This is a genomic window from Pseudoalteromonas sp. OOF1S-7, assembly GCF_022347765.1.
GTDB lineage: Bacteria > Pseudomonadota > Gammaproteobacteria > Enterobacterales > Alteromonadaceae > Pseudoalteromonas.
In genome coordinates this window covers 17,255-34,945 of the sequence record NZ_JAKRFZ010000028.1, presented here as the reverse complement: position 1 = coordinate 34,945, position 17,691 = coordinate 17,255, and the positions used below count along the sequence as shown (strand labels likewise).

General features: G+C 48.9%; 14 protein-coding genes. 6 read left to right on the top strand and 8 right to left on the bottom strand.

The genetic code is table 11. From position 1 onward, the window contains the following. Nucleotides 1–75 precede the first annotated feature (75 nt). From MHN33_RS23325 to MHN33_RS23305, 5 genes are all read left to right on the top strand, one after another. The gene (locus MHN33_RS23325) at nucleotides 76–1,056 is read left to right on the top strand and encodes an autotransporter outer membrane beta-barrel domain-containing protein (protein ID WP_239401816.1); all 981 of its coding nucleotides are present in this window, start codon (nucleotides 76–78) and stop codon (nucleotides 1,054–1,056) included. Then, a complete protein-coding gene (locus tag MHN33_RS23320; RefSeq protein ID WP_239401814.1) occupies nucleotides 1,056–2,036 on the top strand; it encodes a hypothetical protein in 981 nt (326 codons plus the stop codon). The genes MHN33_RS23325 and MHN33_RS23320 overlap by 1 nt, the downstream gene beginning before the upstream one ends. A 96-nt stretch (nucleotides 2,037–2,132) precedes the next feature. Next, nucleotides 2,133–6,392, top strand: coding sequence for a hypothetical protein (locus MHN33_RS23315; protein WP_239401812.1), 4,260 nt, complete (start codon nucleotides 2,133–2,135; stop codon nucleotides 6,390–6,392). A 235-nt stretch (nucleotides 6,393–6,627) separates the two neighbouring features. After that, nucleotides 6,628–7,260, top strand: a complete 633-nt coding sequence (locus MHN33_RS23310; RefSeq protein WP_239401810.1) for a 2OG-Fe dioxygenase family protein — start codon at nucleotides 6,628–6,630, stop codon at nucleotides 7,258–7,260. 9 nt (nucleotides 7,261–7,269) lie between these two features. After that, complete coding sequence (locus tag MHN33_RS23305) at nucleotides 7,270–8,508, top strand: cysteine desulfurase-like protein (RefSeq protein WP_239401808.1); 1,239 nt, start codon at nucleotides 7,270–7,272, stop codon at nucleotides 8,506–8,508. A 47-nt stretch (nucleotides 8,509–8,555) separates the two neighbouring features. Here the strand turns inward: MHN33_RS23305 and MHN33_RS23300 are convergent, their stop codons facing one another. From MHN33_RS23300 to glnA, 7 genes are all read right to left on the bottom strand, one after another. Beyond that, on the bottom strand, nucleotides 8,556–8,741 hold the full coding sequence (locus tag MHN33_RS23300) for a hypothetical protein (RefSeq protein ID WP_239401806.1): 186 nt from the start codon (nucleotides 8,739–8,741) through the stop codon (nucleotides 8,556–8,558). 124 nt (nucleotides 8,742–8,865) lie between these two features. Beyond that, nucleotides 8,866–9,324 (bottom strand): cyclic nucleotide-binding domain-containing protein, encoded by a 459-nt coding sequence (locus tag MHN33_RS23295; protein WP_239401804.1) that lies wholly within the window; start codon nucleotides 9,322–9,324, stop codon nucleotides 8,866–8,868. A 115-nt stretch (nucleotides 9,325–9,439) separates the two neighbouring features. Next, complete coding sequence (locus MHN33_RS23290; RefSeq protein WP_239401802.1) at nucleotides 9,440–9,616, bottom strand: hypothetical protein; 177 nt, start codon at nucleotides 9,614–9,616, stop codon at nucleotides 9,440–9,442. Between the two features lie 107 nt (nucleotides 9,617–9,723). Continuing rightward, entirely contained in the window at nucleotides 9,724–11,124 is a 1,401-nt protein-coding gene (gene ntrC, locus MHN33_RS23285; RefSeq protein ID WP_239401800.1) for a nitrogen regulation protein NR(I), read from the bottom strand. Nucleotides 11,125–11,177: 53 nt separating this feature from the next. Beyond that, nucleotides 11,178–12,239 (bottom strand): nitrogen regulation protein NR(II), encoded by a 1,062-nt coding sequence (gene glnL, locus MHN33_RS23280; RefSeq protein ID WP_239401798.1) that lies wholly within the window; start codon nucleotides 12,237–12,239, stop codon nucleotides 11,178–11,180. A gap of 57 nt (nucleotides 12,240–12,296) precedes the next feature. Beyond that, nucleotides 12,297–12,809, bottom strand: a complete 513-nt coding sequence (locus tag MHN33_RS23275; RefSeq protein WP_239401796.1) for a DUF4124 domain-containing protein — start codon at nucleotides 12,807–12,809, stop codon at nucleotides 12,297–12,299. Nucleotides 12,810–13,066: 257 nt separating this feature from the next. Then, the gene (gene glnA, locus MHN33_RS23270; RefSeq protein WP_125720298.1) at nucleotides 13,067–14,473 is read right to left on the bottom strand and encodes a glutamate--ammonia ligase; all 1,407 of its coding nucleotides are present in this window, start codon (nucleotides 14,471–14,473) and stop codon (nucleotides 13,067–13,069) included. A 411-nt stretch (nucleotides 14,474–14,884) separates the two neighbouring features. On the opposite strand from glnA, the gene typA reads away from it, so the two are divergent. Then, entirely contained in the window at nucleotides 14,885–16,705 is a 1,821-nt protein-coding gene (gene typA / locus MHN33_RS23265) for a translational GTPase TypA (protein ID WP_239401794.1), read from the top strand. A 113-nt stretch (nucleotides 16,706–16,818) separates the two neighbouring features. Here the strand turns inward: typA and MHN33_RS23260 are convergent, their stop codons facing one another. Then, nucleotides 16,819–17,667 carry a chemotaxis protein CheW gene (locus tag MHN33_RS23260; RefSeq protein WP_239401792.1) on the bottom strand — a complete coding sequence of 283 codons (849 nt, stop codon included), beginning with the start codon at nucleotides 17,665–17,667 and terminating at the stop codon, nucleotides 16,819–16,821. Nucleotides 17,668–17,691 lie beyond the last annotated feature (24 nt).

Genomic DNA, 17,691 nt, shown 5'->3' with positions numbered 1-17,691 from the left:
AAGAATCTGTAACCAGGGAGTGGTAGGTTTGTCCTTGTGTTACTTTTCAGTCCACTCTGCGCAAGGTTTAACGTTATGAATAAATCGCTCATTATGGCGTGTTGTCTGGTGACAGGCACTGCTGCGGCAGCACCCAACCCTTCTTATAGTGAAATTAGACTTGGTTTTGAATCAATCGACTACAGTGAAGCGCTCAACGATTTGAGCGGCCTGGGTCGTCTGACCCAGGATGCCACCGTCAGTAACCCCACAATAAGGCAGCTTTCCTACTCAGGCATAAACGATGACTGGGGTGTGTACATCGGAACGGCCGCAACCATATACACAGGCCTGGATACCGAAACCTGGTATGTGAACGATTTCACGGATCCGAATGACAGTTCAGTGACACATCAATTTGGTGCAGTGCAGACCAACGACTTTAAAGTGAAATCTAACGAGATTGCCTTGAGTGCCGCCTACAATCTGACGCGTGCACTGCAAGTGACTATGGGTGGACGGGTATTCACAACCAGTTTTACCCGCTCTGACTTCCAGTTCGCACAGCCCGGCGCTGGTCAGTTTGATCAGGTGCTGCAGTCTGCACCACGTGGTGATGATGATCCGGTAGCCCGTTTTAATTTACCTGGACAAAACAACATCGGTACGGGAGGCCTTGAAGGGTTACCTGGCAACTTACAGTCTGTGGTTTCCACCACAGAAGATCAAATGAGTATCATAGCTGCAGCGGGGCTGCGCTACGACAGCAAATTACAGGATGCCTTTAATAAATTTAGCTGGTATGCAGATGGTGAAATCACGCTCCCCGTTTATACTCGGGTGCAAAATACCCGGACCATAGAAAAAACCCTCAGTGAGACGTTTAACGGCTGGGGTATACAGGCACGTGCGGGCGTCCGTTATCAGATTTTTAAGACCATTGCCGTGATGGCAGGGGTCGATGTTTCCTACAAGGAGCGCGATGCCATCTCTGAGTCGGATGGCAATCGTCGTACGGTGCCAGATATAGAATACACCAACCTTTCTCTTTCAGCTGGAATTCAGTGGAGTTATTAATGTACAAACACAGCAGCCTCGCCTTACTACTGGCAGTTTCTTTATTGGGCGGATGTAAAACGCTGGATTCGGTGAGCAACATTGTCAGCAGCAACAAAGCCTCCCCTGAGCAGATCCAGGCCGCGTACAATAAGGCACAGGCAGCCTATCAGGAAGCACAGCAGGCGATAGGCTTGTCTGCACAAGCTGCGCTGCAGGAATACGACAGCGATCGCACAGCCAAAGCAGACAAGCTTTGGCAATCTCTGCAGGAGGATTTTGCCGAATTGCGTGCAAACCCGGCCGAGTCACTTGAAAGCGCCTCTTTATTTTCTTCAGATACAAAAGCAGATGAAGTGATGGCGGCAAGCCAGGAAATTGTCAGTTTAATTGCGGCCGCACAAAGTGCAAAGCAAGCGATTATCAGTGTACTCGAACCAATCCGCTCGCATTTTGCTGTGCTGGACAAGCTGGCAACCCAGCAGCATTTTGAACGCCGTTATGCGCGTCTTGAAGAGCATCATCAGGACCTGAAAGAGATGCTGGTGGCAGGCAAGCGGGAACAGGTAGAAGGTTACTTACCCGACTTACAGTCTCAGCTGCATGCGCTGGAGCAAGATGCCGCTGAGCACTACTTTCTGGGGAAAGTGCTTGAAGATGTAACCAGGTTGGCAAATTCAGAAAAGGCCGAGATATTACCTTCTGTCTATCAGGACGTAAAAGCCACGGCGGAGTCTGCACAAAGCTTTATTCGTCAAAATGTGCGCGCGTATGATGATATAGCGCACAAGGTGAACCTGGCAGAGTTACAAGTGAAAAGAATGGAGCAGCTTTTTGCTGAGCATATGAGCAGGAAGGCGGCAATTGACGATAAGCGCTCTGAAGCCCCTTTACTGGCGCTCGAAGCACAGCTCTTAGAAATGACAAATAAGGCTGGCTTAGGGGATCTGCGTCACCTGAGTTTTAGCGAACAACTGGAGGCTATTAATAACAAGCTTTAAATGGATTAACGCATGTTCTGGGTATGTGCATGTTATCAGCAGGATGGAGCTGTGTGCTTCAACGTGGAATATTATAAATAATAAAGAATGGAAAATATGGATAAATTAGCGAACTTCAGATGGAAAAATCTGGTTTTGGCTTCGGCCGTCGCCCTGGTATTGACCGGGTGTGGAGGGGGAAGTGATGATCCAGATTCAGATAACAATCGGGATCCAAACCCTCCTTCCGTAGACGACAATAATCAGGCTCCCGAAGTCAGTATTGCCGATGTGGCTGAGCAATTAGAGCAAAATGCATTTACATTGACTGCCACAGCCAGTGATGCGGACGGCTCGATCGCGGATTATACCTGGTCGCATAATTCGCCACTGCAACTGAGCGGCACAGACACAAATAGCGCCACTCCCTCTTACACAGTACCCGACATTACTGAAGATACCACCATCACCTTCAGTGTGACTGTCACGGATGATAAAGGCGCTACCCACAATGCCAGTAAAGCGGTATTGATCAAGCGAAAAGTGAACTCGGTAACCTTAACAGGGATCGTGACGGATAAGCCAATAGCTAATGCAAATATCACAGTATCTGCTGGTGAGTCTGTAATGCAAACGACCGCGGGCAGTGATGGCTCCTATCGGGCAACACTGACGGTGGATGAAAGCGAAGCCAATAGACCGGTGAGTGTGACAGCTTTAGGCATCGATGGGCAAAGTCAGGTGAAATTTGTATCCGTCCTTAATTCGGTGGCACAGCTTGAGCAGCAGGCTGGTGAAGATGGGTTATTGGATAAAGAAGAAAACTTTGGTGTTAATATTACCAACGTCACTACTGCAGAATACGCTTTAATGACTCGCAGCGGCGCCAGTCTCACCACCAATACTGAGCTGGAACAGGCGCTTTTAAATGTAGACGCCGATGAAAAAATCACCCTCGCAGCACTGATTAAAATTGTGGTCGACAACGACGAATTCTCTTTGCCAGAAGGAGTTAGCTCAACACTAGACCTGGTTGACGATGAGCAAACGGCGCAGCAGTTTGAAGATGATGTTAATGAAGCTGACCCTAACCTGATTGAACAGATCAAAGCAGAGATGAAAAACGACAGCGACCTGATTGACGACTCAATCGCGTCGCTCAGTGGTGAGTTCATTTTGCAGACGGTCAAGCATTACAATGCAAAGGCCTACCATATCAACCTAAACGAGGCTGGTACGGGCTCTATGACGGCGATTAACACCGTTGAGATTGACCGCTGGCAGCAAGAAAATAATAGAATCACAATTGAATTAAAACAGCCATTGCATATTTTTACTCCGCAAAATAACACCAATCGGTCAGATTATATTGAGTCACTGGAAATGACCATATTGGCTGAGAACGATGTTTTCAGAACAGTTGATGTTATTGAGCGCGGAAATACTGTGATTACCGGTGATAACCCCACAACGGAAACATACGAAGCCAGCTATACCAGTAACTTACTGAGTAAGCAAAAAACGGCTCAACCTGAACCGGCTGAAATACTCGGTATTTGGTATCTGCAAATGCATGATTCGGATGGCCGCACTGAGCAAGATCCGCCGCAAAAGTTTGAGTTTCAGGCTGACGGTAAGCTGGTATCACTGGATGACCCTGAGGGCGTACTGACTTGGAAGATCGTTGATAACAGCTTAGTTATCGAATATCAGGAGGACGAGTCTAGCGGTACGATCAGCTTTTGGCTAACCAAAAAGCTGGGGGCGGGCTATCAGTTCGTCAGTCTTGACAGCAGTGATCCGCAGTGGCCAATGACTGAATTTGGTTTGTGGATCAAAGAGCAAGAGGATGCCAGCTGGACAACAGAAACAATGATAGGACGCTGGAATGGGTTTATTGGCTTAGCGCAAGACCGCTTCGACATGGATCTGTTTGCCTCTGGGGACTTATACATTGATACCTTTGACTACCATTATTCATGGCGACTGACGGATGGTATTTTCTATCGTGAACGCTTTAAGCTAAATGGTGAACTCATCAAATATTGTGATGTTGCCTTGGCCAATTGTCATCTGGAAACCAGGGTGACCCATCAGCTTATCGCGGCGGTAGACGATCACTACTATCTTGAACGTCAGTTTGAGCGTTTTGATGACATGGGCGGACAAACAATGGATCAGTATGGTGTATTTATTTACCGCTACTCGGCTTCCACGGCGCAAAATGTCTTTTATCCACGTAATATCGATGGCTGGCATGTGTTTTGGGTGAAAGATGAAGGCAGTGCCAGCTGGTCTCGAATAGAGTTTGGTTCTATGACCTACACACAAGGGGATGGCAAGACTGTCACTAAAAATGAACTCTATATCAATGGTAGCCTCCATGAATTTGAATTAGTCGACGGACGGCTGCAATTCATCAAGTCGGGTATAAGTTATCAACTGGCCCTGTTGGAGTATACCGCGCAAGCGATGCGGATATGTTTATATGAAACCGAGTTGGGTTGTCAGGAGCAGGATCAGCAAACCTGGTACTATCAGCCAACACGGTTCACCCTCACAGCAAGCGCTGACGAGTTTGGACAGGTCTTCCCTGTGTATCAGAAGGTTGTTGAAGGTGAATTTGCCCAATTCCATCTGCAACCGGAGCCAGGTTATATGGCATCCGAGGCGACCGGGTGTGACGGTCATCTGGATGGGCAAAATTATTTCATTGGAGCGGTGACTGAGTCCTGTGAGGTGTCGGTTGTTTTTTCACCGCTGCCTGAACACCAGGTTACGGCCAACACATCGACGGGGGGGAGCCTGTCACCGCTCAGTCAAATGATCACCCAAGGCAACACTGCAGAAATCTCCGTGGCCAGTGAGCCGGGATATGTACTGGACCATATCTTTGGCTGTAATGGTAAGCTGGAAGGGGCACAATACGTGATCCCGAAAGTGATGGAGAATTGTACTGTTGAGGCTTATTTTAAAGCGGTAGACATCAAGGCTGATGGCTTTTTAAGTGATGTGAAACAGTATTATTCCGATACCGTTCAGTTGACTTACAGTGCAGATCAGAATGCACAAGTCAGCATGGCGCCCTATGGCCAGTTTGATGCGCAGTGGAGTGAGTCCGGTGAGGTGATGGTCTTTGTGCCGCAGCAGGAAGTATCGTGGACTGGCTTTGAGTACATCGCGGATAAGCAGGTTAAGGTAACTCATCGCCTCGAACAGTTAGAGCTGTCTTTGCGTGGCATGCCGAAACAGTTCAACTTTTTGAAAAAATTCACCCGATTGGAAGATGATGTCGAAGTCGACAGCTATGTTGAAAACCAGCAGTTGGATTTTGTTGCCAATACAGAGATGCTGACGCCATTTAATTTGGCCGGCACCTGGAGCGTATCGGGTTTTGATCCCAATCAACCCACGCTGGATGTCACCTTTAATGATGACGGTACGGGCCTGCAAACCGTATTCGGCCAGGCTGCTGAGCCGATCAGCTGGTCGGTGACGGGAGACCTGTTAAGAGTCGAGCGCCAGGATGGGGAGACCAAGACGGTGCTGTTCTACGTTGAAAAACAATTCGATGTGGGATATCAAGTGATCGCAGTGCCGCAGTTTGACAATCAGGCACCAAGCAAAGGCTTGATGATTAAACATCAGGAGTTGGCACCCCGTACAGCTCAGGATTATATTGGTCGCTGGCGTTATATAGACGGGGTTGAGCTGGACGAAGAAAATTTTGCCATGGAGATTTTCGAAAATGCTGATCAGCCAGACTATCTGGATATTCAGTTTGGCGCCGCAACAACGTCATTTCAGGGGCGCTTAAAAGAGGGTCAACTGTTACGCAGTCGCTATGCCATTCGGGACGGTGAGGGCAATCTGATCGGGTATGAGCGCACTTGTCCACAAGGCAGCAGTTGCGACGAGTTTGATGAAATGGAATATCAACTGGTGGCGGTTTCCGCAGAGCGGCATTACTTTGTCAGAAATGTTTTCTTTAATGGTAATAAAACCAACAGTTTAGGGCGTATTCTTGTGAAAGAGTATACGATGGATACGGGCATACCAGAATCCAAAGATTATCTGTTTGACCGTATGGCAGGGGTTGAAGAGGGCTCAAACGCCAATTGGTTGATCGAAAACAGTGCCTGCTCGGCCGAGGCTAATGGCAATGCTTGTGTGACCATCAATGAGGTTCAGCATGAAGCTGAGTTAAAATCGGGTCATGTCTACTTTCATCGTGACGGAAGCGACTGGGATCTGGCCGTTATTCCGTATAGTAATTCGTTTGGGTTTATCGAGTTGCTGGTGACCGAAGTGCTTCCACCGCCGGGAGAGGGACCGCAAGTACCAGCGCAAAGTTTTGTTGTAAGATTAGCGCTGTAACGCACTGAACTAGATTAAACCTTGCCTGCCCGGATGTCGGGCAGGCAGTATCAACTTATGTCAATAATCAAAATGGTTGTTCTGCGCAGAAGTTGTTTAGAACTATTATTTACCCAATTCATAAAAGAAGGTTAATAATTTCGTTTTGATGAATAAAACCAATAATTCAAAATCAAAATTCCTCTTCAAATAGATTAAGATCTCCGCCAAATTGTCATCCCTAGGCGAGAGCAAAATGACCGCAGTAAACAACCAGAATTTGCTACAACTTCGTTTTATTCAACAAGCGCAGATCGATGCCGTTAAACCGTCGTTTAACCGTCTGCCAGATAACCCGTATGCAGACGGTGCATTCAGAAAACGCCGTTACTCTGTACTGAAATTTACCCATGGTGAGGTGGCACTGCAGCCAACCAAAGCATTTGTGCAGGACGACTCAATCAACACCTTTCAGGGCAATGTTGAGCGTGTCTATGAAAACCTGGAACAAGATCTGATCCACAGCGAGGGCTTTAAGCACCTGCTGAACGAGTTTAAAGCAATGACAGGTATCGGCGAAGAGCGTGATATTGAAGTACATCAGTTCCGCATGCTGGCCATTGAGAGTGATACGCCGCCGGCACCGGAAGGCGTGCATCAGGATGGTTTTGATCATGTTTGTGTGTGTGGTGTCTCACACGAAAATATCGCCGGTGGTGAGCTGCTGGTGTATGAACACAAAGATGCAGAGCCATGTTTCAAGATGGAGATCAAAGATGGCCTGTTTGCTTTGGTGAATGACCGTGAGGTATGGCACAACGCAACGCCAATGAACAAGTTAGATGCCACGCAGACAGGATACCTGGACTGCTTTGTGTTTACTGCATAAGAGGCCATTATGAATCTGAATCAAGTGCGTCGTCAGTTTCCTGCCCTGATGCAGCAAGTCGCGGGTCGTTCTCCTATTTTTCTTGATGGTCCGGGCGGCTCTCAGGTACCACAGTCTGTGCTAAGTGCCATGTCTGCTTATCTGGGTTACTTTAACTCAAATCTGGGAGGGGCGTTTTTCTCCAGCGATAAGACCGTCGAGCTGATGAACAATGCACGTCAGGCGGTAGCCGACCTGCTCAATGCCCCGACCAAAGAGCAGATTGTCTTTGGTGCCAACATGACCAGCCTGACGTTCAGCTTCAGCCGTGCAATTTCTCGTGACTGGCAGGCTGGTGATGAGATTATTGTCACCAATGCGGATCATTATTCCAATGTGTCGTCATGGCGTCAGGCTGCCGAGGACAAAGGGGCAGATGTGCATGCGGTGAAGGTGAATGAAGCCGACTGTACGCTGGATATGGATCATTTCCGTAGCCTGTTGAACAGTAAGACCAAGCTGGTGGCGGTGACTTATGCGTCGAACACCACCGGTTCTATCAATGATATTAAGCAGGTAGTCGAGCTGGCGCATAAGGTGGGTGCACTGGTGTACGTTGATGCCGTGCACTATGCGCCGCATGAGCTAATCGATGTGCAGGCACTGGATTGTGACTTCCTGGCTTGCTCTGTCTATAAGTTCTTTGGTCCGCACGTGGGGGTGGTTTACGGTAAAATGGCCCACCTTGCAGGCTTTACGCCCTACAAAGTAGAACCAGCTAAAGACGTGGTACCGGGCCGATGGGAAACTGGTACTCAGAGCTTTGAAGGCCTGGCCGGCGTCGTGGCTGCCATTGATTATATTGCGTCATTGAGTGGATTGCCGGAAGATACCCCAAGGCGTGAGCGGCTGGGGGCGGCGTTTGCCAATACCAAGGCCCATGAAATGGCACTGAGTGAGCACTTTCTGTCGCGTTTGCAGGCATTCCCACAAATCCGTTTGTACGGTATCGCTGATACGGCGCGTCTGGCAGAGCGTACACCGACCTTTGCATTGACCTTTGATGGCATCGCGCCACGCACTGTGTCTGAATACCTGGGTAAGCAGCATATTTGTGTGTGGGATGGTAACTTCTATGCACAGGGCCTATGTGAACAGCTGGGTGTTATGGAAAACGGTGGGGTGGTGCGTATCGGGTGTATGCACTATAACACCATCGAAGAACTGGACACCTTGTTCGGACATTTCGAAACGTTACTGGCACAATAATTACAAGAAGGCGTCTGGTTAGACGCCTTTTTTAATACAGCTCCTTATTAGCAGCCAAACTGAGGTTTGTTACTGACGCAGCCCAGATAACTCATACAGTACCAGGCGGGTTGAGTCTGTGGGCAGGTTGCAGGCGCCTGGCTGTTACCGCCCGCAATGCCTTGTGTCTGCTTATTGTCCAGAGGTGTAGAATTAAGTTGCTTGATCGATTTTTTTGATAGAGTGAGTTTCATGGTCCTGTCCTTATTGTGCTGTTCTAACAGGCCCATCATATCGGTGTTTATTTCTGGTTGACAATTGAGGGATTTTCAATCGAACATGTTGTCCAATATGAGCCTTTAACTCAAGGCGTCCCTATTATAAATGATCTTCAATATAATGATTGAGCTGGCTGATCCGCGCGCTCATTCCTTCAATGAGCTTATCTTTGATTTTTTCTCGAATCACATTAGGCAGCCGTGTCAGGGCATCGGGTGTAATGGCCAGTAAGATAGTATCTTTGTATGCCTGCGCATTGGTGCTGCGCTCCCTGTGAGTAATAAAGGCGCCCTCTCCGAGAAACTCACCAGGGCCGACCCGGCCAATGATATGATGCTGATCCTGCGTGTAGATTGACAGCTCGCCACTGAGCACAATGTACAGTCGGTTGTCTTTATCAAAGCGCCGAAATGCGTGCTTGTCTTTACTGACCAGATAAAGGTGGCTGAATGATTCGAGCAATACCTGACGCTCTGACAGTGTAAATTCTTTAAAAAAGGCCAGTCTGTTGAGAATTTCCAACTGTTTTATCAGTGGGATATGCTCCAGTAGTTTCATTGTACAATGCAAGATCGGAATTAGATGACAGCATAGTGCTTGCTTTTTGTAGTGGGGTCAAGGGAGAGGCGGGCGCAGAAGTTGCCGGGTTGGTGCCCGGCAATCAGGTATCCACTTAGCAGTTTGGATCATAAGGCGAGGTTGGACATGTCAGCCCCTGGTAGCTCATACAACCCGGATTGTAAGGCGAGCTGGCATACTGTCCACCTGCGGCTTTTGGCGTTAGCTCCTGAGCCAGTGGGGCTTTGTTGTTCAAGCGTTTGAGCGATTTTTTCTGTAATGTGATTTGCATAGTCGTTCCTTAAATGTTGTATATGGTGTGTGCGACAGCACATGCTCAAATTACGATTTCAAGCTTTCAGGAACAAGTGATGTTTTTTCATACAGAAGATCGACTGCTCAGGTAAAGTTTCGCTCTTTCAGTTTACGGGTCAGGGTATTGCGGCCCCAGCCAATTTTCAGGGCGGCTTCTTGTTTATGACCATGACACACGGCCAGTGCTGTTTTAATCAAACGGGTCTCCAGCTGAGCCTGTACCTGAGGCCAGATGTCTTCTTTGCCCTGATGCAGCTCCTGTTCAAGCCAGTGTTGAAAGGCATCCAGCCAGTCACCCTCAATGACCTCAGCTGCGGCGGCATTTATTGGCTGGTTCAGCTCCTCCGGTAGATCAGCGACATTGATAATATCGCCCGGTGCCATCACCGTTAACCAGCGGCAACTGTTTTCGAGCTGACGCACATTGCCTGGCCAGTGAAATGCCTGCATCGCGCTTAACGCTTCTGCAGTTAGCACTTTGCAAGGGACTTTTAATTCTTTAGCACTACGCGCGAGAAAGTTCTCACTCAGCTTGGCAATGTCCTCCCGGCGTTCGCGCAGGGGTGGCAGTTTAAGCCGCACGACATTCAAACGATGGAACAGATCTTCACGAAACTCGCCCTGTTCAACCAGACGCTCCAGATCCTGGTGCGTTGCTGCAATGATCCTGACACCCACTTTGACACTGTGATGCCCACCCACACGATAAAACTCCCCATCGGCCAGCACCCGTAATAAACGAGTCTGTACATCCAGAGGCATGTCACCTATCTCATCCAGAAACAGGGTACCGCCATTGGCTTGCTCAAAGCGTCCACGACGTATACTGTCGGCACCGGTAAACGCGCCTTTCTCATGACCAAACAGTTCCGATTCAACCAGATCTTTGGGAATGGCTGCCATATTCAGTGCGATAAACGGCTGCTCACGACGCGGACTGTGATTGTGCAGCGCCCCCGCAACCAGCTCTTTACCTGTGCCCGACTCACCATTGATCAGCACACTCATGCTGGAGACGGAGAGTTTACCGATCGCCCGAAAAACTTCTTGCATGGCCGGGGCTTCACCGATGATATCGGGTTGTTTGCCGTTGCTGCTGGGGCGTTTGGCTTTGTTATTTTGCGAACTGGCCTGATAGGCGCGCGCCACCAGGGAGACGGCTTCATCCAGATCGAACGGTTTGGCCAGATATTCAAAGGCGCCTTTTTGAAACGCATTGACAGCGGAGTCCAGATCGGAATGGGCGGTCATGATGATCACTGGCAGATTAGGATGTTGCTCGGCAATCTCTTCCAGCAAGGCCATACCATCCATGCCCGGCATTCTGACATCAGAGATCAACACTGCTGGCTGGTCATAGGTCAGTGCGGTGAGCACATCCTGGCCGTTAGAGAAACTCTCGGTTTGAAAGTCTGCGCGAGCCAGCGCTTTTTCCAGAACAAAGCGAATAGATGCGTCATCATCGACAAGCCAAACATTTTTCATGGTGTCATCCCACTTCTTAAAATAGGTTACGAACGCACGTCTGTGCGATGTGTTTATGCTTCAAAGGGCAGGTAGATAGCAAACTCGGTATGGCCGGGCCAGCTGTCACAATCAATAAAGCCATGATGTTGCTCGACCAGTGTTTGGGCAATCGACAAGCCTAAGCCTGAACCGCCTTCCTTGTTGGTCACCATAGGGTAAAACAAGGTGGCCTGCATTTCCTGCGCAATACCAGGCCCGTTATCGGTGATCCGGATCTGTAAGGCTTTTTTCATCAGCTGCTTGCCACGTCTGACCCTGTGTCGGATCCGGGTCGATACTTTGATCTCGCCTTGCTCACCCAATGCTTGTTGTGCATTGCGAATAATATTGAGTACCACCTGCTGGATCTTGGCTTCGTCCATAATCACATCCGGGATACTGGGGTCGTAGTCTTTGACCAGTCGGATCCCGGGTGCACCATCGAGTTCACTCAGTCGGATCACCGATTCCAGCATACGGTGGACATTACAGGGCTCCTTTCGGGGCAATTCATTGGGTCCCAGTAGCCTGTCCACCAGTTCGGTCAGGCGGTCAGCCTGCTCAATGATTAACTCGGCGCACTCATCACGTTCTTCCTGCTGTACTTCGTACTGCAATAATTGCGCCGCTCCTCGGATCCCGCCGAGTGGATTTTTTATTTCGTGCGCCAGTCCGCGGATCAGGTTGCGGGCAGCCTGATACTGGTGTGCCTGATTAAAGGCCTGGTCAAAGCGCAGCTCCTCGTCGATACGGCGACATTCAAGCTGGATAAAAGCCCGATCTGCAAACATAAAACGACGCGCAAACAGGTTCAGTGTGCTGGCGCGATTATCGATGAAGACCACGTCAACCTTGTGCTGCTGGCAATCGACGCCATCGTCCAGTACGTAACGCTGGAGCCGTTTCATGTCGATCATATGGTGATGAAAAATCGCTTCAAAAGGTTGGTTCAGTAAGCGTTTACTGCCCAGCCCAAGCAGTTCGCTGGCACTGTTGTTGGCAAAATAAATGGTTAGATCTTCGGTCAGTAAGATCACCGCGGTGGAGAGATTTTGCCATAACTCGTGTATTAGTTCAGAGGCGGGTTGTGCCATATTGGATCACCTTGCACCAAGTTGGTGCACAGCAGGTTAGCACACCAGTTATTATAATCAACGGTTGAGCACGCTGGCGCGGTGCAGGAAAAAGGTGGTTACTGCACTTTGGGCAACCAGCATGCCTTTGTCATTAAATACTTTCATCTGCAATTTGTGTTCCCCTCTGGGCACATCACGTAATGCAAAAGACGCCGTGGTTTGCTTTGCGCCAGTGGCCTTGCCATTTAGAAACAGCTGAACCTGAAAGCCATTGGCAAAGCGGGGTGTCACTAATCCATTCACATAAACGCTGCCACTGTTTTCTCGCAGTGTTTGCTGATCGCTGGGGGCAGTAATTTTTGCCTGATAGGTGACTGTGGGCGGTGCTGGAGTGGGGGTCAGAATACTGGTATCCGTGGCAGGCATGGTGAGCATATTGGTACTGAGTTTGACTTTCTCAGAGCCCTTTTTCGGCACATCTGAGTAAACCCAGTTGCCGTTTTCGTCTTTCCAGCGATAGACTTTTTGATCTGATACAGCACTGCCGCTGTACACCATACACAGAATCACCCAATAAAGCCGTAACACGATTTCACCTTGCTCAAAAGACGCACATCACCAGCTATAACTTTAGTGCTTTTAGCGCAAGTTTACCATTGCAACGGTATGAAAAAAGCCCGCAATGCGGGCTTGAGAACACATATGATTTAAGAGCGCAGAGTCAGCCAGTTCTTTAACTGCTCAGGCGACTGAACAATGAGCGACATGCGGCTGAAATAAGCATTCCGGATTGCGCAGTGTGCATACCTTAACGGCCTGCACACACCGAAATACTGAAAACAAATTTATACGCTGTAGTACATTTCGAACTCAACCGGGTGAGTTGTCATGTTTAGCTTCTCAACTTCCTGAGATTTCAATGCGATGTATGCATCAATCAGGTCGTCAGTGAATACACCGCCCTGAGTCAGGAACTCACGATCTGCATCCAGAGAATCCAGCGCTTCTTGCAGTGATGAGGCAACAGTCGGGATCTCTGCTGCTTCTTCTGCTGGCAGGTCATATAGGTCTTTGTCCATCGCATCGCCAGGGTGGATCTTGTTTTTGATACCATCAAGGCCAGCCATTAGCATGGCAGAGAACGCCAGGTAAGGGTTCGCAGTTGGATCCGGGAAGCGTACTTCAATACGACGTGCTTTTTCAGACGGTACAACCGGAATGCGGATAGACGCTGAACGGTTACGTGCTGAGTAAGCAAGCATAACAGGTGCTTCGAAGCCAGGTACCAGACGCTTGTACGAGTTGGTAGAAGCGTTTGCAAATGCGTTGATGGCTTTGGCGTGCTTGATGATACCACCGATATAGTAAAGCGCTTCTTCAGACAGACCGCCGTACTTGTCGCCAGCAAAGATGTTTTTGCCATCTTTACCCAGTGACTGGTGACAGTGCATACCAGAGCCATTGTCGCCTACCACAGGCTTAGGCATAAAGGTCGCTGTCTTGCCATACAGGTGCGCCATGTTGTGGATAACGTATTTCATTTCCTGAATTTCGTCAGCCTTGATCACCATAGTATTAAAGCGTGTTGCGATCTCGTTCTGACCGGCAGTGGCTACTTCGTGGTGGTGCGCTTCAACAACCTGACCCATTTCTTCCAGAACCAGACAGGTCGCACTACGCCAGTCACCTGATGAATCTACCGGTGCAACCGGGAAATAACCGCCTTTTACGCCTGGACGGTGACCCATGTTGCCTTCTTCATAGCTTCTGTCTGAGTTCCAGCTTGCTTCCTGGGCATCAATTTTGTACATAGAGCCAGACATATCAGTTTTGAACTTCACGTCGTCAAACAGGAAGAACTCAGGCTCAGGGCCGAACAACACGGTGTCCGCAATACCAGTAGAGCGCATGTAGTCTTCTGCACGTTTTGCTACAGAACGCGGATCACGCTCATAACCTTGCATGGTTGATGGCTCAAGTACGTCACAACGTACGATCAGTGTGGTTTCTTCTGAGAAAGGGTCCAGTTTAGCGGTAGAGGCATCCGGCATCAGGACCATGTCTGATTCGTTAATGCCTTTCCAGCCTGCGATAGACGAGCCGTCGAACATCTTGCCGTCTTCAAAGAAGTCTTCATCGGCCTGGTGATGAGGAATAGAAACGTGTTGCTCTTTACCTTTGGTATCCGTGAAACGTAAATCAACGAATTTAACGTCGTGTTCTTTAATAAGGTCTAAAACCGATTGTGACATGTGTCCTCCGACTCGTAGGGTTATTTTTTGTTGCAGTGCTCTGCATTTGCGCACTACTAAGCGTTATTCGTGCCAGTTTTACAATGCATTGTTAATAAAGGGATTATTTTTTCCTGTAATGTATTGAGCCTTAATCTGCACCAAGTTGGTGCGCGTTAATATTGAAATTCGCACCACCCTGGTGCGCTGCGCAATGATTTCACTGTAGCACATGGCTGTGACTGTGGAGCGACAAAACAGCAGACTTTGCGCATTTCATGGCCCGGGCTGTAAAAAAAAGCTGGATAAACTTTCATCTGTCACATTATTAGGGGATAATACGCGACCTTTAATTGTGGATCGGCATCTTAGGTGCGCATTTTTGCGCGATTCGACTAGGATCACTGAGGGCCAACTTCTCTGAGTAAAAATATGAGCATTGAAAAGTTAAGAAATATCGCGATCATCGCGCACGTTGACCATGGTAAAACTACCCTAGTCGATAAGCTGCTGGAACAATCTGGCACATTAGAGACACGCGGTGGCAACGAAGAGCGTGTCATGGACTCGAATGATATTGAAAAAGAGCGTGGCATTACCATTCTGGCGAAAAACACCGCCATCGAGTGGAATGATTACCACATCAATATCGTAGACACCCCGGGACACGCCGACTTTGGTGGTGAGGTAGAGCGTGTACTTTCAATGGTTGACTCAGTATTGCTACTGGTTGATGCCCAGGAAGGTCCGATGCCGCAAACGCGTTTCGTAACGCAAAAAGCATTCGCGCTGGGTCTGAAGCCTATTGTTGTTATCAACAAGATCGACAAGCCAGGTGCACGTCCTGACTGGGTAATGGATCAGGTATTTGACCTGTTCGATAACCTGGGCGCGACTGACGAGCAGCTTGACTTCCAGGTTATCTATGCATCCGCCATCAATGGTTGGGCGACGCTGGACCTGGACGAGCCGTCAGACAACATGCAGCCAATGTTCGAAGCCATTGTTGAGCAGGTAGAAAAGCCAGACGCAGATCCAGAAGGCGCGTTCCAGATGCAGATCTCTCAGCTGGACTACAACTCTTACATCGGTGTAATCGGTGTAGGTCGTATCAAGCGTGGTACGGTTAAAGTCAACCAGCAAGTAACGATCGTTGGTGCCGATGGCAAAACACGTAACGGCAAAGTAGGTCAGGTTCTGACTTATCTGGGTCTTGATCGTCACGAAGCAGAAGAAGCACAGGCGGGCGACATCATCGCTATCACAGGTCTGGGCGAGCTGAAAATCTCTGACACTGTGTGTGATGTGAATGCGGTCGAAGCATTGCCGGCGCTGTCTGTTGATGAGCCTACAGTAACCATGACGTTCTCTGTAAACACGTCTCCGTTCTCAGGTCAGGAAGGTAAATTCGTTACTTCACGTAACATCCTTGAGCGTCTTCAGGCAGAACTGGTACACAACGTTGCACTGCGCGTTGAAGAAACAGATAACCCGGATAGCTTCCGCGTATCTGGCCGTGGTGAACTGCACTTAGGTATCCTGATTGAAAACATGCGTCGTGAAGGCTACGAGCTGGCGGTATCTCGCCCAGAGGTAATCCTGCGCGAAGTAGACGGTCAGCTGGAAGAACCGTATGAGACGGTCACGGTTGACGTACAGGAAGAGCACCAGGGCTCAATCATGGAGCAACTGGGTCTGCGTAAAGCAGAAATGACCGACATGGCACCTGATGGTAAAGGCCGTATCCGTATGGATTTCATCATGCCTTCTCGTGGCCTGATCGGCTTCCAGACTGATTTTATGACACTGACTTCAGGTTCTGGTCTGATGTACCACACATTCGATCACTACGGCCCGCACAAAGGCGGTAACATTGGTCAACGTAAGAACGGTGTACTGATCGCAAACGCAGCGGGTAAAGCACTAACCAACGCCCTGTTCAACCTGCAGGACCGTGGTAAGCTGTTCATCGGTCACGGTGTTGAAGTATACGAAGGTATGATCATCGGTATTCACGCACGTGATAACGACCTGACTGTTAACGCCCTGAAAGGTAAGCAGCTGACCAACGTACGTGCATCTGGTACTGACGAAGCACAGAACCTGGTACCGCCTATCATCATGACGCTTGAGCAAGCGCTTGAGTTCATCGATGATGACGAGCTGGTAGAAGTAACACCAGAAAGCATCCGTATTCGTAAGAAGCTACTGACTGAAAGCGAGCGTAAGCGCGCGAGCCGTCAGGCCAAGTAAGTAATTACTTGACGAATACTAAAAAACGCCGCATTTGCGGCGTTTTTTATTGCTATAACGAATGTGTTAGCACAGCCCATGCGGGGCATTTCATGGTTACCAGCACTGAATATTCAGAACAAACCATAGGCCTCGGTTTCTTCCGGCTCATAGTCTTGCAAGTGATCAGGTCGAAAGATGGCACTGGGGTCGAGCACCAGGCTATGTTGCTCTCCCTGTTTAATTAAGCCTTTCATCATCTTGCGAGTCTGAGGGTCAATCTCAAATCCCATGCTGGTCATTTCATGCAGAGACTTGATGTCCGACTCATCGCAGTGAATGTTGTCTTCGACCTGATCGACCAACAGGCCAATGTGTGGCTGCTGACCATCCTGGGTGGTGAAGACGATAATGGGCTTGTGGTCCAGAATGATTTGATCCCGGGCCGACTCAAACAGGCGGATCAGCTTCATAAAGGTGGTCGCCTTTTCTTTTTCCAGCAATCGCAGGGCCTCATTTTTATCACCCTTGGCATTAATGGTGAGTAGCTTATCGGCCAGCGCATGGAGTTTATTGTGGGGCTCCTCAAAGCGCGCCAACAACGTGCGTAAGTCTTCATTATCCGTTTTAAAGCTGTAGTACCATTTACCAAACGCAGATTGCTTGGGGTCTTTGGCTTGCGTAAAGGGCTGATCGTTGTATATACAGCGTTCCAGCTCTGCCAGCCAGGCTTTCTGATCTTGTTCCCGTTCCTGCAACATAGTGACCAGAGACTTGTTAATGTCGTAGGAAGATTGATTATTCAATATCAAACCGAGGTCGAAAATGGGCGTTGGTGTGCCCATATAATCCTTTACTCCCATAAAGCTGGGGTTGTCGTTGGGCAAAGAGGTGAGGTTACCTTCGTAGCGCTCTGTCAGCAGAATATCCAGTATCTTAAGTGAAATGGTTTTTTTCCCTACCCGAAAATTGATTAAGTCCATGTCTGCCTCTGTACGTTAACGTTA